This is a genomic window from Burkholderia sp. SIMBA_062, assembly GCF_046534765.1.
Classification (GTDB): domain Bacteria; phylum Pseudomonadota; class Gammaproteobacteria; order Burkholderiales; family Burkholderiaceae; genus Burkholderia; species Burkholderia ambifaria.
In genome coordinates this window covers 65,267-82,738 of the sequence record NZ_JAWRYD010000022.1, presented here as the reverse complement: position 1 = coordinate 82,738, position 17,472 = coordinate 65,267, and the positions used below count along the sequence as shown (strand labels likewise).

Sequence of the window (17,472 nt, the reverse complement as noted above, 5' to 3'; positions counted from 1 at the left end):
GCTCTCCTTGGGCGACGGGCTCAGCCGGCGCGATAGTAGTCTGCTTCGCCGACGATCGTGTTCACGAGCCGGCCGATCCCTTCGATTTCCGTCACGACCTCGTCGCCCGGCTGCGTGTCCGCGAGCCCTTCCGGCGTGCCGGTCAGGATCAGGTCGCCCGGCGAGAGCGTCATGAAGCCGCTGATGTGCTCGATCAGCGCGGGCACGTCGAAGATCATGTCGCGCGTGCTGCCGCGCTGCGTCTCCTGGCCGTTGACCGTCGTGCGCAGCATCAGATTGCCCGCATCGCCGATCTCGTCGCGGCTGACGAACCACGGCCCGAGCGGCGTGCAGGTGTCGCGATTCTTCACGCGCAGGTTCGGGCGGTAGTAGTTCTCGAGATAGTCGCGGATCGCGTAGTCGTTCGCGACCGTGTAGCCGGCGACGTGGTCGATCGCCTGCGCACGGCTCACGTTGCGCGCCGGACGGCCGATCACGACGGCCAGCTCGCACTCGTAGTGCATGTGCGTCGCATCCGTCGGGCGCACGGTGCGCGACCGGTGGCCGATGAACGTGTTCGGCCCCTTCAGGAAGATCAGCGGCTCGCTCGGCGCCTTGAACGCGAGTTCCTTCGCGTGGTCCGCGTAGTTCAGACCGAGCGCGAACGTCGTGCGCGGCGCGACGGGCGGCAGCCACGTCACCTCGCCTTCGGCGAGCACGCGCCCCGTGTCGAGCCGGATCGCGCCGTCGCCGGCCGGCGCGGCCGCATGCAGGGCGCCGTTGTAGATCACGCGTGCCGTCTTCATCGTGCGCCCTCCGCAATCAGCGTATGCCGCAACGTGCCGATGCCGGCGGCCGTAATCTCGATCGTGCTGCCCGCGCGGGCGCGCGGTGCGCCGCCCGCGACGCCGAGCAGCAGCACGTCGCCTGCGTCGAACGACATGAAGGCCGTCACGTCGGCGATCAGTTCGCGCACCGGGCGAATCAGCGTGGCCGTCGACGCGGACACCGCCGTGTCGCCGTCGATCCGCACGGTCAGGCCGATCGCGTCGACGTCGCCGAGCGCCGCCGCCACGATCGCCGGACCCAGCGGGCAAAAGCCGTCGCGGCACTTGAAGCGCACGGCGGGACGGTAGTAATCGGGATGCGGCACCGACACGTCGCTCGCGAGCGTGAAGCCGTGCACGTAGTCGAGCGCCTGCGCGGCCGGCACGCGCGTCGCGCGTCGCGAGAACACGACGGCCACCGACGCGCCGATCTCCAGCGCATCGACGCCGGCCGGCACCACGACGGCCGCGCCGTCCGCCGCATGCGTGTTGGCCGGCTTGATATACAGGATCGGCGCCTGGGGCGGGCGGCCGTAAGGCGGCGCGTGCACGGCGTCGCCGAGCGCGTCGAATGCCGCACGCTCGTTGAGCAGCGCGCCGTAGACAGTACCGATGGCGACCGGCAGCGGCGGCGCCGCGGCGGTCCTGCAAGACAGCTCCATGCGTCATTCCCCTGCCGCGCGTCGCGGCGCATCGTCAATACTTAACATCTTAAGTAAACAATCGTGCGCTGACAACCTCGATTACCCTGATTCACGAAATTCGTCACCATCGGCTGTTAAGATTGATGCGTCCCCGTCCATTCCCCACCCCGATGAACCGTACGCTCGACCATCGCAACCTGGCCATGCTGCTGCTCGAGGCCCGCGAAACGCTGATGGGCCTGTTCCGCCCCATTCTCAAGGAATTCGCGCTGACCGAACAGCAATGGCGGATCATCCGCGTGCTCGACGGCGAGCCGGCGCATGCGCTCGAAGCGGGACAGATCGCGCGCCGCTGCTGCATCCTGAGCCCGAGTCTGACGGGCGTGCTGGAACGGATGGAACGCGACGGCCTGATTACGCGCACGCGCGCGCAGGAGGATCAGCGCCGGCTGCTGGTGAGCCTGACGCCGCAAAGCAGGAAACTCGTGACCGAAATCGGTCCGCGCATCGACGAGCAGTACCGTCAGCTCGAAGCGCGTTTCGGCCAGGACGGCCTCGACGACGTCTACCGTGCGCTCGATCGGCTGATCGAGCTCGGCAACGCGTCGTAGCACCTGCCGTCACCGGGCCGCGGCGCAGCGGCGAACCTGAACCGGCAGGCCCCGGATCACGCGGGCGGTCAGTGCAGCGCGCCGCGCATCAGCTCGGTCACCGCGACGCCGCGCGACGTGCGCATGCATTCCTCGACGTAATCGATGAACGGCAGCGGCTCGAAATCGATTTCGTCGCGCACGCGGCGGTTGTCGAATACGCGGTCGACCGTCGCGAATTCCGCGCAACGCTGCAACGCCCGGCCGATCACGCGCTCGAGCGCCGGATCGGACCGCCCGAGCACGTCACGCACCACGAGCGGCAGTTCGGCCGGCGCGCAAGCGGCGTAGCGCGGCGCGCCCGTCATGCCGGCCGCTTCGTCCATCGCGCGCACGATCTGCGCGACCTGCGGCGCCTGGTCGCCGGCCGACACGTGGTACACGTCGTGCATCAGCGTCGATTTCACGGCCAGCAGCATCGTCGCACGCGCGACGTCGTCGACCGCCACGATGTCGATGCGCGTCATCGGCCGCGCGGTGAAGCGGCGCGCCGCGTGCGCGACGCGGAACATCCAGAACGAATTCGGCGCGGGACGCGTGCCGAGCACCGTGTGACCGACGACGTGCGACGGACGCACGACGACGAGCGGCAGCCCGAGTTCGCGCAGGCGCTGTTCCGTTTGCGCCTTCGCGTGCAGGTAGTCCGCCGCCAGCACCGCGCCGGGCAGCCCGTCGCCGCCCTGCACCGCGCCGCTCGCCGCCACACCTGTCGCATCCTCGTGCACGATCCCGCCGCGACCCGCGTGCGCATACGCGGTGCCGACATACACGAAACGCTGCAGCCGCGGCGTGTGCGCGAAGCGAGCGGCGAAGCCCAGCGAGTCGGCGATGTCCGCCTGCAGGTGCGCGCCGTCGGCCGGCGACGCATGGCCCGCGCAGTGGATCACGTGCGTCGCGCCGGCGAGACGCGGCGCGTCGGCGCCCTGCCAGACATCGCCGAGCGCGCCGACGACCACGTTCGCGTCGCCCAGACGCGACGCCCAGTACGGCGCGAGCCCCGCGCGCAGCGCCGCTTCGCGCAGACGCGCGACCGCATGGCCGCGATTCTCGGCGCGCACGACGCACACGATCCGCTCGAGCAACCCTGCGTTGACGAGCGCCGTGAGCACGGTGCTGCCGATGAAGCCGGTGGCGCCGGTGAGCACCAGGTGGCCGACGTTGGCCGCCGCGACCGGTGCGCTGGCCGGCGACACGAGGCTCGTGCGCCAGTTGAGCGACAACGCGGTTTTCCAGATCAGCACGATAGTCTCCTTCGAAGAATCGGCCGGACAGCGCGGCTGCCCCGGATGGCGAGGTCGCGCGCGGCACTCGGCCGGGCCGGGGCCGACGCTCGCCCCGGCAGTCCCGATCGCGCTGCGGCCCGCGATCGCGTCGATCGCGTGTCGGCAGCGCGCCATGGACGGGCGTCCTCGGCGCAGGATCGGGAAACTCGCAGTGTGGGGTGCGATCCGCCGCAAGTCTGTCCCGAAAGTTTCGTGAAAGTGTGAGGATTTGTACGCGAATGTCGGAGTGTGTCGTGCCGGCTGGCTGCCAGATCGTTCCAACGTCCGGTCGGTCGGCATTCGCGGCGCGTGCGCGGCGAGTTGGCCGGGTGCCCTTCGGGCCATCGCTTCGGCGCGCGCCCTCGACCCGGACTTCCCCCGAGTCATCGCATGTCCGCGGTACGCCATCATGCGGTCACGGCGCGTGCATCGCGCTGCCGCCTCCGTTTGCACGCGGCGTCGGATCGCGATGAATCGTCAGACGTCGTTCCATCTGGAAACGCCAATAAAATTAACCGGGATTTATTGAGGATTATCACTTGCGTTTCACTGCAGTCTATCTAGACTGTTCAAACCCAAACGGTCAAATGTGTCTTTTTCTTCAGGAGACGATCCAATGCGCCTCACTATTCGCATTAATGGCAGCGAATCGGCAACCCGACACGCGTTCGCAGTGTTGTGGGTCGATACCGACGAGGGGCTGTGGTCGCGCGAGGCACACCAGGGCATCGATCTTCCGACCTGGGGCAAGGTTCGGGATGTAGAGGGCGCCATGGCCCTCTGCCCGGCCGACGGCGGGAAAGCGGTGTGCCAGTTGAAGGGCCTGTCCTCCAGTGCGACGCAGCGCGAGCACGGGCCCGCGGTGCTCGCCGGCGAGCACCCCCAAGGCGCGTGGCGCCTGCAGGCGGTCGATCGCTCGAAGGTGGATTCGGAAAACCACGAATTTACTTCCGTCGCGCGCTAGATATTTCTGGCGGCATTCCTCTGCGGTTTTCGGGTTTATTCCGGTTTCCGCGATATTCATTTCGATATTCAGAAATAAAGTCGCCTCGCTTCGAGGCGCTTTTTATTTTCCGGTCTCGAAATTAATCGGGGACGGGTTAATCGAGCGCGCGCTCGATTTTCGTCGAGCGCCGCGCCGCCCTTCCGGCCTCCCTCCCGCTTTTCCCCGCCGTCCCCGCTCCCGCCGCGCCTCTTTTACGGGGCCGAAACACACTTTCCCCACACAATGTTTACCCATTTATTACAATCGCATTATTCAGACTGACTTGCCGCCGCCCGGCGGCCCGACCCGGCCCTTGCATGAGCGTGAAAAAGAAGACCCACCCCGCCGATCCGTACGCCGCCGCGACCAAGCATCCGATGCTCGCGTCGCGCCTGCCGATGTGGCGCTCGAAACTGGTCGTGATCATGGTGTCCCTCGGATTCGCCGCGCTGATCGGACGCGCGTTCTGGGTGCAGGTCGCGAACCAGGATTTCTATGTCGGGCAAGGCCAGAAGCGCTACCAGCGCACGATCGAGCTCGACGCGATGCGCGGCCGCATCGTCGATCGCAACGGCGCGATGCTCGCGGTCAGCCTGTCGACCTATGAAATCTGGGCGAACCCGAAACAGGTCGCCGACATCGACTATCCGCAGCTCGCGAAGCTGCTCGACATGCCGCTCGCGGAAATAAAACGCCGCCTGCGCAACGACCGTACGTTCGTGCTGCTGAAGCGGCAGGTCGACGCCGATACCGCGGGCCGGCTCGACAAGCTCGCGATCGACGGCATCACGCAGATCGCCGATTCGAAGCGCTTCTATCCGGAAGGCGAATCGGCCGCGCACGTGGTCGGCTTCACCAACGTCGAGGACAAGGGCCAGGAAGGCGTCGAACTCGCGGCGAATGCGCGGCTGTCGGGTACCTCCGGGCAGCGCGAGGTGATCCGCGACCGGCTCGGGCGCATCGTGTCCGACACGCGTCCGCTCGTCCCCGCGCAGCACGGCGCGACGATCGAACTGACGATCGACCGGCGCATCCAGCAGCTCGCGTTCAGCCAGCTCAAGGCCGCGGTGCTCGAGAACAACGCGGTGGCCGGCAGCGTCGTCGTGCTCGACGCGCAGAACGGCGAAATCCTTGCACTCTCGAACTACCCGACCTTCGATCCGAACGATCGCTTCCGGCTGACTGGCCAGCAGTTGCGCAACCGCGCGGTGATCGACACGTTCGAGCCCGGTTCGACGATCAAGCCGCTCGTCGTCGCGCTGTCGATCGACGAGCGCAAGGTTACGCCGAACACGATCATCAACACGTCGCCCGGCACCTACAAGATCGGCCCGGCCGTGATCCACGACACGTCGAACCACGGCTCGCTGACCGTGTCGCAGGCGCTGCAGAAGTCGAGCAACGTCGCGCTCGCCAAGCTGGCGCTGAACCTGCCCGCCGAAACGATCTGGAACAAGTACCAGGAATACGGGATCGGCCGCGCGCCGGAGCTGACGTTCCCGGGCGTCGCGTCGGGCCGCCTGCGCGGCTACAAGCGCTGGCGGCCGATCGAGCAGGCGACGATGGCGTACGGCTACGGGCTGTCGATGTCGCTGCTGCAGATCGCGCAGACGTACACCGCCTATGCGGGCGACGGCACGCTGCACCCGGTGTCGCTGCTGAAGAACGGCACCGACCCGCTGACGATGGATGCCCGTCGCGGCCACCGCGTGACGTCGCCGCAAACCGCGGCGGCGATCCGCTCGATGCTCGAGTCGGCGGTCGGTGAAGGCGGCACGGGGCGCCGCGCGCGCGTCGACGGCTACCGGATCGGCGGCAAGACGGGCACGGCGCGCAAGCAGGTCGGCGCGACCTATGCGAAGGGCAAGTACCGCGCACTGTTCGCGGGGATGGCGCCGATGAGCAACCCGCGCCTGATCGTCGCGGTGATGATCGACGAGCCGCGCGGCAAGGGCTACTACGGCGGCACGGTGGCCGGCCCAGTGTTCTCGTCGATCACGAGCGGCGCGCTGCAGTTGCTCGGCGTGCCGCCCGATGCGCCGGTCGAGCCGACGCCGAGTGCGCCGGCCAAGGGCGCGGCCCCGCAGAAGCCGGTCGCGGCGCCGAAGGCCGCGACGCCACCGAAGACGGCAGCCGCGCAGAAGGCGGCGACGCCGGTGAAGACGGCCGCGCAATCCGGCGCGACCGCACAGGCGAAGGCGGCAGGCTGAAACCTGCTGGGTGATAGCGGGCGCGGCGGCGGGCGAATGCGTCCGCTAGTCGCCGCGTCGAATGCCGCTCATGCGCGCTGTCGCTGTGCCGACAGCCGGCGCAGTCCCGACAGCCCGCGCGATCCCGCTGCCCGCGCGAACGCGGCCGGGCGTGTGACAGGGCCGTCGAATACGCGCATGCGCAACCGTCAATGCGCAGCCGCCACCGGCTTAACCATCCGGCCGAGCACGTGCTCGGTCATCCCGCGCGCGAGTTCGCTCTCGCCCATGAACACGGTGCCGACGCCCTCGCTCGACAGCAAGTCGGCCTCGTCGCCGCTGTTCGTGCACAGCACGACCTCCAGCGTCGGATTCAGCGTGCGCGAGATCTCGACGATCTGCCGCACGTCGAATACGTCCGGCAGCGTGACGACGAGCATCCCCGCACGCGCGATATGCGCCTGCACGAGCACGACCGGCTCGATCGCGTCGCCGGACACGGCCGCGACGCCGTCCGCGCGCAGCTTCTCGACGAGTTCGCGGTTCTGCTCGACGACGACATAGGCGATCCCGCGCTCGTCCAGCGCATGCGCGATGCGCGCGCCGACCTTGCCGTAGCCGACGATCACGACCTGACCGGTCAGGTGCGTCTGCGGCGTCGACATCGGCAGCGCGGCGAGCGGATCGTCGCGTGCCTCGAGCTTGCGCGCGAACGCCGAATGCTTGCGAATCCAGGCGAGCGCCGGATCGATCATCGCGAACAGCAGCGTGTTCATCGCGATCGAGATCAGCGCGACCGCGAGAATCAGGCTCTGCCCCTCGGCCGACAGCAACCCGAGGGCCCGGCCGAGACCGGCGAGGATGAACGAGAACTCGCCGATCTGCGCGAGGCCCGCGCCGACCGTCAGCGCGGTGTTCAGCGGATAGCGGAACGCAATCACGAGCGCGACCGCCGCGAGCGTCTTGCCGATCAGCACGATCGCCGCGACCTCGATCACGTGCAGCGGCTGGGTGAGCAGCACCGTCGGGTCGAACAGCATCCCGACCGAAATGAAGAACAGCACCGAGAACGCGTCGCGCAGCGGCAGCGTCTCGTCGGCCGCGCGCCGGCTGAACTCCGACTCGCGCATCATCATCCCGGCGAAAAACGCGCCAAGCGCGAACGACACGTCGAACAGCTTCGCCGCGCCGAACGCAATGCCGACCGCTGCCGCGATCATGCACAGCGTGAACAGCTCGCGCGAACCGGTGCGCGCGACGAGCCACAGGATGCGCGGGAACACGCGCTTGCCGACCACGAGCATCAGCACGATGAACGCGGCGACCTTCAGCATCGTGACGCCGAGCGTGCCCCACACGCTGCCGCCGGCCGCGTGCGCGTCGCCGGGCGGCGTGCCGCCGAGCAACCCCGCGACGGGCGGCAGCAGCACGAGCACGAGCACCATCACGAGATCCTCGACGACGAGCCAGCCGACCGCGATGCGTCCGTTGACCGTCTCGACGAGCCCGCGCCCTTCGAGCGCGCGCAACAGCACGACGGTGCTCGCGACCGACAGCGCGAGCCCGAACACGAGCGCCGCGCCGAGGCTCCAGCCCCACGTGAGCGCAAGCCCGCCGCCGAGCAGCGTCGCGACGGTAATCTGGACGACTGCCCCGGGCAGCGCGATCTTGCGCACCGCGAGCAGATCGCCGAGCGAGAAATGGAGGCCCACGCCGAACATCAGCAGCATCACGCCGACTTCGGCAAGCTGCTGCGCGAGCGACAGGTCGCCGACGAAACCGGGCGTGCCGGGGCCGATTACGATACCGGCGAGCAGATAGCCGACGAGCGGCGGCATTTTCAGCAGCGACGCGAGGTAACCGAAGATCATCGCGAGACCGAAACCGGCCGCGAGCAACGCAATCAGGCTGACGTCATGAGGCATCCCCCCTCCCAGGATCTTGTAACTAATTAGTAAGGTTCAAGAGCCAAAGGATAAGGGATGAGGCGCAAGAATGGCGCGCCACCGCGAAATTTTCACGCGGCGGCGCGCCATTGCGGGGTACAGCCCCGGTCGGAAGCAACGCGTCGCCGTGCCGGCCGGCGCCGCGAGAGGGATCACCCGGGCGCGGCCGGCTGCCCCGCCCGCCCGCGTCAGCGGGATGCCTGCGGGAACCGGGCGCCCGGCGGCGGCTCCGGTCGCGTCGACCGCACGCTCTTGCGCACCTTCGCGACCTGCGCGGCCGTGATCGCCGCGCCCGTATTGCCCCAGCTCGTGCGCACGAAATTCGACACGTCCGCGACTTCCTGGTCCGACAGGCGCCAGCCGAACGACGGCATCGTGAAGGTCGACGGCGCGGTGTGCGTCCCCGCGAGTGCGCTGCCTTGCAGCACGACGTGGATCAGCGACGTCGGATCCTCGCCCTGCACGACCGGGTTGCCGGCGAGCGCCGGGAACACGCGCGTGTAGCCGTGGCCGTCGCTGCGGTGGCAGGCCATGCAGTTGTCGCGATAGACGGCCGCGCCCGGCTTGCTCGCGTCGCCGCTCTGCAGCGCCTTCGCGGCGGCAGCGTCGTACACGTGCGGCTGCTCGCCCTGCACGCGCGGCGGCAGCGTCTTCAGGTAGCGGGCGATCGCGGTCAGGTCGTCGTCGGTCATGTGCTGCATGCTGTGGCCGACCACGTCCGTCATCCCGCCGAACGCGGCCGTGCGCAGCGTGCGGCCGGTCTTCAGGAACTGCACGATCTCGGTTTCGGTCCACGCGCCGAGCCCGGTGCGCGGCTCGCCGCGCAGGCTCGTCGGCACCCAGCCGTCGATCGCCGCGCCGCCGGCCAGGAAGTCGAGCCCGCCCGCATCGGTCAGCGCGCGCTCCTGCATCGTCACCGCGCGCGGCGTGTGGCACGCGCCGCAATGGCCGAGCCCCTCCACCAGATACGCGCCGCGCGCGATCACCGGATTGGAATACGGTGTCGCATCGAACGGCTTTGGCGTCGGCGCGAACAGCTTGCGCCAGAACGTCAGCGGCCAGCGCATCGACAATGGCCACACGATGTCGACCGCGCGGTTCTCGCGCTCAACCGGCGCCACGCCGTGCATGAAGTACGCGTAGAGCGCCTTCACGTCGTCGTCGCTCAGACGCGCGTAGGACGGGAACGGCATCGCCGGATACATCGTGTCGCCGTTCTTGCGGACGCCCTCGCGCACCGCGCGGGTGAAGTCGTCGAGCGACCAGCCGCCGAGGCCCGTCTTCGGGTCCGGCGTGATGTTGGTCGAATAGATCGCGCCGATCGGCGTGTCGAACTTCAGGCCGCCCGCGAACGGCTTGCCGCCGCTTGCGGTGTGGCACGCGATACAGTCGCCGGCGCGGGCCAGGTATTCGCCGCGCTTGACGAGGGCCGCGTCGGCCGACTGTGCGGCCGGCGCGGTTGCCGGGCCCGAAGCCGGCGCCGCCGGTTGCGCGAAGGCCGACCCGCCGGCAAGACCGAGCGCCGCCCAGGTCGCGCCGATCGCCAGTGCCCGCCGCAGCGGGGAAATACGGTGCGCGGCGTTGTGGCGGTTGTGGTGGTTCACTGTCCTCTTCATGCGGTCACCAGCGGGGCGGGATTTTTCAGGTATTGCTCGCGGATCGCGCGTGCCGACCAATAGGCCAGCGCGGCGATGATCCCGGTCGGGTTGTAGCCGATGCCCTGCGGCAGCGCCGACGCGCCCATCACGAACACGTTGTGCACGTCCCAGCACTGCAGGTAGCGGTTCAGCACGCTCGTCTTCGGATCGGTGCCCATGATCGCGCCACCGACCAGGTGAGTCGTCTGGTACGCGCGCGAATCGAAATGCTTGCCGAACTCGCGCGTCGACACCCCGATCGCCTTCGGCCCCATCGCCTCCGCGATCTTCTTCATCTGCCCGGTCACGTACTTCGCCATCTTGATGTCGTTGTCCTTCCAGTCGAAGGTCATCCGCAAGAGCGGCTGGCCGTACGAATCGCGATAGGTCGGATCGAGGTCGAGGTACACGTCGCGGTACGACATGTTCGTGCCGTGCGCGTCCATCGAGATCGTGTGCGCGTAGTTGTCCTTGACCGCCTTCTTCCACGCCGAGCCCCACTGCGGCGTGCCGGGCGGCGTCGCGATGCCGCTGATCGGCTTCACGCCGGCCTGGTTCACCCACAGCGGCGAGCCGCCGACGAAGCCGAGCGGGCCGTGGTCGAAGTTGTCCGCGTTGAAGTCGTCCACCGCGACGCCGTTGCCGCCCGCGCCGATGAACGGGTTCGTGTAGGTGTCCTTGTCGAAGAACGCCTTGATCGTCGACAGGTTCTGATACGCGAAATTGCGGCCGACCACGCCTTCGCCCGAGATCGGGTCGTACGGCTTGCCGATGCCCGACAGCAGCAGCAGGTGCACGTTGTGATACTGGAACGCGGCGACGATCACGAGATCGGCCGGCTGATGCACTTCACGGCCGGCCGGGTCGACGTAGGTGACGCCCGTGGCGCGCTTCTTCGTGTCGTCCAGATCCACGCGCAGCACGTGGCACTTCGAGCGCAACTCGAAGTTCGGCGCCTGCTTCAGCGCGGGCAGGATGTTCAGGTTCGGCGACGCCTTCGAGTACATGTAGCACGCGTAGCCGCTGCAATAACCGCAGAAATTGCACGGCCCCATCTGCACGCCGTACGGGTTCGTGTACGGCCCCGACGTGTTCGCCGACGGCAGCCGGTACGGATGCAGCCCGAGCGATTTCGCCGCGTCGGAGAAGCGCTGCGCCGAATAGGTGTTGAGCTGCGCGGGCAGCGGGAAGTTGTCGCTGCGGTTCGCCTCGAACACGTTGCCGTCGCCGACCACCTTGCCGCCGACCTTGTACGCCTGGCCCGACGTGCCGAACACCTTCTCCGCGAAGTCGAAATACGGCTCGAGCTCGTCGTAGCTCACGCCCGTGTCCTGGATCGTCATGCCTTCCGGGATGAACTTCTTGCCGTAGCGCTCTTCGTAGTGGCTGCGCAGGCGCAGCTCCTCCGGCGTGATCCGGAAGTGCACGCCCGACCAGTGCAGCCCCGCGCCGCCGACGCCCTCGCCCGGCAGGAACGCGGCGAGCTGCCGGTACGGCAGTGCGGTGTCCTGCACGCCGTGGCGGATCGAGACGGTCGTCTTCGACAGATCGAGGAACAGCTTCTTGCGAACGTTGTAGGTCAGCTCGTCGATCGTGTTCGGATACGCGCCGTCCGGATAGGTGTCGCGATACTCGCCGCGCTCGAGCGCGACGACGTTCAGGCCCGCTTCGGTCAGTTCCTTCGCGAGAATCGCGCCGGTCCAGCCGAAGCCGACAATCACCGCATCGACGTGCGGCTTCTTTTCCGCGGCCATCAGCTGCGCTCCCCGTTGATCGAAACCGGGCCGTACGGATACGGCTTGCCGTTCTGGTTGACGAAATCCATGAAGTCGGCGCGCGCGCCCGGAAAACCGATCATCTTCCACGCGGCCATGTCGTGATTGCCGCCATGCACCGGATCGCAGAAGTAGCCTTCGCGCGTGTTCTGCAGCAACTGGCCGAAGAACACGGTGGACGGCACGTCGTCGATCTGCGCGGCGCCCTTCTCCAGTGCGCCGAGCACGGTGTCGCGGGTCGGTGCGTCGAGGTCGGCGAACGTGTTGCCGTGAGCCTTTTCGCAATAGCGGTTGACCGCGGCGATGCCGAGCCGGTAGATGTCGCGCGGCACGAGCTTGAGCTGATAGCCGAGCTCGGGCACGCCCTGCTGGAACGGCCCCTGCATGTACCACGTCGCGCCGTGCGCGTACGGGGTTTCCATCTGGCGGTCGATGAATTCGGGCACGCCGGTTTCGAGGGCGCCGGGGCCCTCGGCGTCGGCCGGGATCAGCCGGTCGACGGCGGCCTGGACGAACGCCCACTCCTTCGCATCGAAGAAAGTCGGCTTGTGCGGCGCGCGTTCGGCGCCGGCCGACGCGGCGGACGCATTGCCGGCCGTGGTCGCGGACGACGACGAGCGCAGGTCGCAACCGGCGACCGACGCGATCGGCACGAGCGCGACCGACGTGCGCAGGAAACGGCGACGCGAATTGGGTTTGTCGGGTGGCGTGGACATGGTCGGATGTTGATCGTTGGGGAGCGTGGTTCGGGGACGCGCATTCCGCATGCGCCATGCCCGACCGGTAGCCATGCCGAACGCGGCCGGCGATCCTGTTTTTGCTGTATTGCGAAACACTGTCGATGCGGGCGCCGGCCGCGCATTGCTCGGTGGCGCCGTCATGCAGCCGCAGGCGCGCCGGTTCGGGCGCGCCGCGCGGGTCGGCCTCTAGGCGGGCCTTATCGTCGGACAAATGCCGGGCTTCTCACGTCATTTACCTGCCATCGCCATGACCTTGGTTCAACTTAGACGCCGCGCCGGCCGGCGGCAAGCGCAACGTGCACGACCCTCATTTCGGGGTTGGCGACGGGTGCCGCGAATTATAAATGGAACCGGTTCCAGTTCCAAAGTGTTAGATGCAATTCATTGCATCGAAAATCGCAACAATTGAAAAATGCGGAAGTTGGTATACGCAAGCGCCGCGAGCTGCGCATCAATTGAAGAAGCCGACGCAGCGGGAAATCGCCGACCGCGCGCACGGCGAAGATCAATGCGCGCGCAACGATCGCGAACGCGCAGCTCCGCTGCACGGCAGGCAAGACGAAACTCATACCGCATGCCGCGCGCATTGCGACGCCCCGGCGCAATCCACCACGCCGCGTGCTGCAGTGCAGTGCGTGCACCGCCGCAGCGGGCCGCCGCTTGACTTCCCCCCGGGCACCACTACCCTTTTATTCCAATACGGCAATCGGACCGTGCATGCGCACCCCTCGCACACGGGCCGTTCGCCGGCACGCACGGTCGGACGATCGCAGCGCGCTCGGGCACGACAACAATGACGAATACCCATGGAGACGACTCATGCTGATCGGTGTGCCGAAAGAGATCAAGAACCATGAATACCGCGTCGGCCTCACGCCGGCCGGCGCACGCGAACTCACGCGGCACGGGCATCGCGTGCTCGTGCAGCGCGGCGCGGGCACCGCGATCGGCCTGCTCGACGACGACTACACGGCCGCCGGTGCGGCGCTGTGCGACGACGCGCGCGAGCTGTTCGCGCGCGCCGACATGATCATCAAGGTCAAGGAACCGCAGGCCGTCGAGTGCGCGATGCTGCGGCGCGGGCAGATCCTTTATACGTACCTGCATCTCGCGCCCGATCCCGAGCAGGCCGCCGCGCTCGTGAAGTCCGGCGCGGTCTGCATCGCGTACGAAACCGTGACGGGCCCCGGCGGCGGGCTACCGCTGCTCGCGCCGATGAGCGAGGTCGCGGGACGTATGTCGATCCAGGTCGCGGCGACGCACCTCGAAAGCCCGCGCGGCGGCCGCGGCGTGCTGATGGCCGGCGTGCCCGGCGTGCCGGCCGCGCATGTCGTGGTGCTCGGCGCGGGCGTGGTGGGCACCGGTGCGCTGCAGATGGCGGTCGGGCTCGGCGCACGCGTCACCGTGCTCGACACCAACGTGGGCCGGCTGCGTCAGCTCGACCTGATCTTCGCGAACCGGATCGCGACCGTCTGCTCGAACGCGCACACGATCGACGAAGCCGTGCGCGACGCCGACGTCGTGATCGGCGCGGTGCTCGTGCCGGGCGCGTCGGCGCCGCGGCTCGTCACGCGCGACATGATCGCGACGATGCGCACCGGCGCCGTCGTCGTCGACGTCGCGATCGACCAGGGCGGCTGCTTCGAGACCTCGCACGCGACGACGCATGCGCAACCGACCTTCGTCGTCGACGGCGTCGTGCACTACTGCGTCGCGAACATGCCAGGCGCGGTCGCGCGCACGTCGACGTTCGCGCTCAACAATGCGACGCTCGGCCATGCGCTCGCGCTCGCCGACAAAGGCTGGAAACGCGCGATGACCGACGACCCGCATCTGCGCGCGGGCCTGAACGTGTGCGACGGCCACGTCACGTACGAGGCCGTCGCGCTCGCGCTCGGCCTGCCGTACGTTGCGGCGCAAGACGTGCTGGCCTGAGCCTCACGCGCCGTCACGCGCCCTTCGGGCGGTCGCGCTTCGACGCGCCGCTCGCGCTGCCCGCACCGCCCATCGTGCGCGCCAGTAGCGGCCGCAGTTGCGCGAGCGTGCGCGTGTTGAGCACGTCGTGCCGGGTGAGCCAGCCGCGTCGCGCGTGGCCGATACCGTATCCGAGGTGGTCGAGATCGTCCGCGCAGCGGGCGTCCGAGCCGATCGCAACCGCGACGCCGGCCTTCGCGGCCTCGCGGCACCACAGGTCCGGCAGATCGAGCCGCCGCGGGTCGCCGTCGAGTTCGACGAAGCAGCGGCGCGCGGCGGCCGCGGCGAGCACGCGCGGCACGTCGAGTTCGCATGCGTCGCGTTCGCCGAGCAGCCGGCCCGTCGGATGCGCGAGGATCGTGAAATACGGATGATCGATCGCACGCAGGATCCGCTCGGTCTGCCTGTCGTCCGGCAGGTCGAAGCCGTCGCGCACCGCGCCGACGACGAGGTCGAGCCGGCCGAGCACGTCGTCGGGCACATCGAGGCTGCCGTCCTCGCGAATGCCGGCCTCGACGCCCTTCAACAGCACGAAGTCGTCGAACGACGCGTTGAGTTGGTCGATCTCGTCGATCTGGCGCACGAGCCAGTCGCAATCGGTACGGCCGCCGCCGGCATCCGGCATGCGATCGGTGACGGCCAGATACGCGAGCCCGCGCGCGCGGGCCGCGTCCGCCATCACACGCAGGCTGTCGCGCCCGGCCGACGCGTCGGTATGCGCGTGCAGATCGCCATGAACGTGCTTGCGCTCGACCAGCGCCGGCAGCATGCCGGCGCGCGACGCGTCGATCTCGCCGCGGCCCTCGCGCAATTCGGGCGGCACCCAGTGAAGGCCGATCGCCTCGTAGACGGAGGCCTCCGTCGCGCCCGCGATCCGTTCGTCGCCGCGGAACACGCCGTATTCGTTGATCTTGAGGCCGCCGGCCTGCGCGATCCGGCGCAACGCGATGTTGTGCGCCTTCGATCCGGTGAAATAGACGAGCGCCGCGCCGAACGCGTCGGCGTCGACGACGCGCAGGTCGACCTGCAGCCCGTTGCCGAGCATGACGCTCGAACGCGTCTTGCCGTGCGCGAGCACGCGCGCGACGTCGCCGCAGCCGACGAACGCGTCGGCGACCGCGGCCGGATCGCGTGCGCTCACGAGGATGTCGAGATCGCCGACCGTCTCGCGGCAGCGCCGAAAACTGCCGGCCGCCACCGCTTCGCCGACGCCGGCCACCTGGCGCAACCGCTCGAGCATCGGCCGCAGCGAATGCGCGGCATCGGGCAGCAGGAAGCGCTGCGGCTCGCGCTGCAGGCGCTCGTCGATCGCGTCGAGCAGATGCGCCTCGGTCTTCGCGCCGAAGCCCGGCAGCGCGCGCACGTGCCCGCTCTTCGCTTCGGCGCGCAACTGTTCGAGCGAGTCGACGTGCAATGCGTCATGCAGCGCCTTCACGCGTTTCGCGCCGAGCCCCGGCACGTCGAGCAGTTCGACGATCGCGCCGGGCAACGCATGGCGCAGCGTTTGCTGCAGTTCGCAGGTGCCGGTCGCGGCGATCTCGCGCAGCTTCGCCGCGAGATCGGCGCCGATCGATGGAATCTGGCCGAGATCGCCGCCGTTCGCGATCATCGCCGGAATGTCGCGCCCGTAGTCGGCGATCGTACGGGCCGCGTTGCGATAGGCGCGCACCCGGAACGGATTCGCGCCCTGGATCTCGAGCATGTCGGCGATTTCGGCGAATACGGCCGCGCACTCGGCATTGTGGATCGGCATGATCGGCGTGGCTCCCTTCCACGTGGATGGCGCCGTGCGCGGGTGCGCCGGCGCTTGCCCGCCCGGTGCCGCATGTCGACGGCAGCGGGCGCCTGTTGGTCATCCTGCGCCGGTTGCCGGTGTCGCGCCGCGCGGGGCGCGCTGCCGGCGCGGCCGCGGCGCCGACGTCAGAGCGATGCGCGTGGCGTCGTCGCGTAGCGACGCTCGTACACCGACTGGCAATGCGTGCAGCGCTCGGCGCTCGGCCGCGCGAGCAAACGCTCGTAGCCGACCGGCGCATCGCAATCGATGCACTCGCCGTAGCTGCCGTCGCGCATGCGCTGCTGTGCGCGCCCGATCGCGCGCAACTCGGCCAGCTTCATGCCGATCAATGCATGATCCATGTCGACGAACAGATCGGCATTCGCCTCGTCGCCCTCGTCCGGCGCCGCGCCGGCGAGTTCGGCATAGGATTCCGACGCGCGCTGGTCCTCGGTCGTCCGGATATCCGCCCGCAACGTCTGCTCGCTGTCGGTCAGCCGCCGCTGCAGCGTCTGTCGTTGTTCTCGGTCGAGCGCCATCGCCGTCTCTCCTTTTTCGGGTTCCCGCGCAATGAGGGATGCGGCGCGCGGTTGTCGCGCCGGTGCCCGGCAGGCAGGCATGCGTCGCCCGCCGGGCCCGGATACGCGCCCGGGCGCACGACGCGCCGGACGCATTCGACGCAGCATAAACCCAATGCACACGCATGTGTTGACCGGCGTCAGCGCCGGCACCCCGCGCATGAAAACCGGGGACGGACCTGAACACCCGCTCGAGCGCACTCGTCCGACGCAGCGGCCGTTGAGGTCGATCAATCCCCTGTACAAAGTTGCGTCATAGATTGAAAACATGCGCGGCCAATCCGCGGCTTTCCGGGAGAACGTCATGGTGTTCGGCGTCGTCATCTGGGTGGCCCTTGCGGCCCTGTTCCCGACGATGGTCGTGCCGACGATTCAGCACGCCATCCAGCCGTCCAGCGCGCAAGCCGCGCCCGACGCTCAACCCGCCGCTTCGCCTGCCGTCTCGCCTGCTGCATTGCCGGCGGGCGGACAGCCGCCTGCGGACAGTTGAGCGCGGCGCGGGTTTCGGGTTC

Annotated in this window: 14 protein-coding genes; 5 read left to right on the top strand and 9 right to left on the bottom strand. The window is 68.6% G+C overall.

What is annotated here, in order from left to right; translation table 11 throughout:
* Positions 1-20 precede the first annotated feature (20 nt).
* The gene (locus tag SB786_RS23320) at positions 21-785 is read right to left on the bottom strand and encodes a fumarylacetoacetate hydrolase family protein (RefSeq protein ID WP_410729551.1); all 765 of its coding nucleotides are present in this window, start codon (positions 783-785) and stop codon (positions 21-23) included.
* Positions 782-1,468: a fumarylacetoacetate hydrolase family protein gene (locus tag SB786_RS23315; protein WP_410729550.1), complete on the bottom strand. Its 687-nt coding sequence runs from the start codon at positions 1,466-1,468 to the stop codon at positions 782-784. Before SB786_RS23315 ends, SB786_RS23320 begins: the two co-directional genes overlap by 4 nt.
* A 152-nt stretch (positions 1,469-1,620) precedes the next feature.
* On the opposite strand from SB786_RS23315, the gene hpaR reads away from it, so the two are divergent.
* Entirely contained in the window at positions 1,621-2,061 is a 441-nt protein-coding gene (gene hpaR, locus SB786_RS23310; RefSeq protein ID WP_006754041.1) for a homoprotocatechuate degradation operon regulator HpaR, read from the top strand.
* Between the two features lie 68 nt (positions 2,062-2,129).
* Here the strand turns inward: hpaR and SB786_RS23305 are convergent, their stop codons facing one another.
* The gene (locus tag SB786_RS23305) at positions 2,130-3,341 is read right to left on the bottom strand and encodes an SDR family oxidoreductase (protein ID WP_410729549.1); all 1,212 of its coding nucleotides are present in this window, start codon (positions 3,339-3,341) and stop codon (positions 2,130-2,132) included.
* A gap of 637 nt (positions 3,342-3,978) precedes the next feature.
* Between SB786_RS23305 and SB786_RS23300 the strand changes: the two genes are divergently transcribed.
* Both SB786_RS23300 and SB786_RS23295 read left to right on the top strand, forming a co-directional pair.
* Complete coding sequence (locus SB786_RS23300; protein WP_410729548.1) at positions 3,979-4,326, top strand: DUF3564 family protein; 348 nt, start codon at positions 3,979-3,981, stop codon at positions 4,324-4,326.
* Positions 4,327-4,664: 338 nt separating this feature from the next.
* Entirely contained in the window at positions 4,665-6,557 is a 1,893-nt protein-coding gene (locus SB786_RS23295) for a peptidoglycan D,D-transpeptidase FtsI family protein (RefSeq protein ID WP_410729547.1), read from the top strand.
* Positions 6,558-6,745: 188 nt separating this feature from the next.
* On the opposite strand, the gene SB786_RS23290 is transcribed toward SB786_RS23295, so the two are convergent.
* The 4 genes from SB786_RS23290 to SB786_RS23275 form a co-directional block, all read right to left on the bottom strand.
* Positions 6,746-8,461 (bottom strand): cation:proton antiporter, encoded by a 1,716-nt coding sequence (locus SB786_RS23290; protein ID WP_410729546.1) that lies wholly within the window; start codon positions 8,459-8,461, stop codon positions 6,746-6,748.
* 209 nt (positions 8,462-8,670) lie between these two features.
* Positions 8,671-10,098: a cytochrome c gene (locus SB786_RS23285; RefSeq protein ID WP_410729545.1), complete on the bottom strand. Its 1,428-nt coding sequence runs from the start codon at positions 10,096-10,098 to the stop codon at positions 8,671-8,673.
* Positions 10,095-11,873: a GMC family oxidoreductase gene (locus SB786_RS23280; protein WP_410729544.1), complete on the bottom strand. Its 1,779-nt coding sequence runs from the start codon at positions 11,871-11,873 to the stop codon at positions 10,095-10,097. The genes SB786_RS23285 and SB786_RS23280 overlap by 4 nt, the downstream gene beginning before the upstream one ends.
* Entirely contained in the window at positions 11,873-12,610 is a 738-nt protein-coding gene (locus tag SB786_RS23275; RefSeq protein WP_410729543.1) for a gluconate 2-dehydrogenase subunit 3 family protein, read from the bottom strand. Before SB786_RS23275 ends, SB786_RS23280 begins: the two co-directional genes overlap by 1 nt.
* A gap of 843 nt (positions 12,611-13,453) precedes the next feature.
* Here SB786_RS23275 and ald point away from each other — a divergent pair.
* Positions 13,454-14,569 carry an alanine dehydrogenase gene (gene ald, locus SB786_RS23270; protein ID WP_410729542.1) on the top strand — a complete coding sequence of 372 codons (1,116 nt, stop codon included), beginning with the start codon at positions 13,454-13,456 and terminating at the stop codon, positions 14,567-14,569.
* A 13-nt stretch (positions 14,570-14,582) separates the two neighbouring features.
* On the opposite strand, the gene polX is transcribed toward ald, so the two are convergent.
* Both polX and SB786_RS23260 read right to left on the bottom strand, forming a co-directional pair.
* Positions 14,583-16,361, bottom strand: coding sequence for a DNA polymerase/3'-5' exonuclease PolX (gene polX, locus SB786_RS23265; RefSeq protein ID WP_410729541.1), 1,779 nt, complete (start codon positions 16,359-16,361; stop codon positions 14,583-14,585).
* 167 nt (positions 16,362-16,528) lie between these two features.
* Entirely contained in the window at positions 16,529-16,921 is a 393-nt protein-coding gene (locus tag SB786_RS23260) for a TraR/DksA family transcriptional regulator (RefSeq protein WP_006753534.1), read from the bottom strand.
* Positions 16,922-17,264: 343 nt separating this feature from the next.
* Between SB786_RS23260 and SB786_RS23255 the strand changes: the two genes are divergently transcribed.
* Complete coding sequence (locus tag SB786_RS23255) at positions 17,265-17,450, top strand: hypothetical protein (RefSeq protein WP_175797155.1); 186 nt, start codon at positions 17,265-17,267, stop codon at positions 17,448-17,450.
* Positions 17,451-17,472 lie beyond the last annotated feature (22 nt).

Coding starts and splice junctions, on each gene's coding strand:
- SB786_RS23320 (WP_410729551.1), bottom strand. CDS start 785: ATGAAGACGGCACGCGTGATCTACAACGGCGCCCTGCATGCGGCCGCG.
- SB786_RS23315 (WP_410729550.1), bottom strand. CDS start 1,468: ATGGAGCTGTCTTGCAGGACCGCCGCGGCGCCGCCGCTGCCGGTCGCC.
- hpaR (WP_006754041.1), top strand. CDS start 1,621: ATGAACCGTACGCTCGACCATCGCAACCTGGCCATGCTGCTGCTCGAG.
- SB786_RS23300 (WP_410729548.1), top strand. CDS start 3,979: ATGCGCCTCACTATTCGCATTAATGGCAGCGAATCGGCAACCCGACAC.
- SB786_RS23295 (WP_410729547.1), top strand. CDS start 4,665: ATGAGCGTGAAAAAGAAGACCCACCCCGCCGATCCGTACGCCGCCGCG.
- SB786_RS23290 (WP_410729546.1), bottom strand. CDS start 8,461: ATGCCTCATGACGTCAGCCTGATTGCGTTGCTCGCGGCCGGTTTCGGT.
- SB786_RS23285 (WP_410729545.1), bottom strand. CDS start 10,098: ATGAAGAGGACAGTGAACCACCACAACCGCCACAACGCCGCGCACCGT.
- SB786_RS23280 (WP_410729544.1), bottom strand. CDS start 11,873: ATGGCCGCGGAAAAGAAGCCGCACGTCGATGCGGTGATTGTCGGCTTC.
- SB786_RS23275 (WP_410729543.1), bottom strand. CDS start 12,610: ATGTCCACGCCACCCGACAAACCCAATTCGCGTCGCCGTTTCCTGCGC.
- ald (WP_410729542.1), top strand. CDS start 13,454: ATGCTGATCGGTGTGCCGAAAGAGATCAAGAACCATGAATACCGCGTC.
- polX (WP_410729541.1), bottom strand. CDS start 16,361: ATGCCGATCCACAATGCCGAGTGCGCGGCCGTATTCGCCGAAATCGCC.
- SB786_RS23260 (WP_006753534.1), bottom strand. CDS start 16,921: ATGGCGCTCGACCGAGAACAACGACAGACGCTGCAGCGGCGGCTGACC.
- SB786_RS23255 (WP_175797155.1), top strand. CDS start 17,265: ATGGTGTTCGGCGTCGTCATCTGGGTGGCCCTTGCGGCCCTGTTCCCG.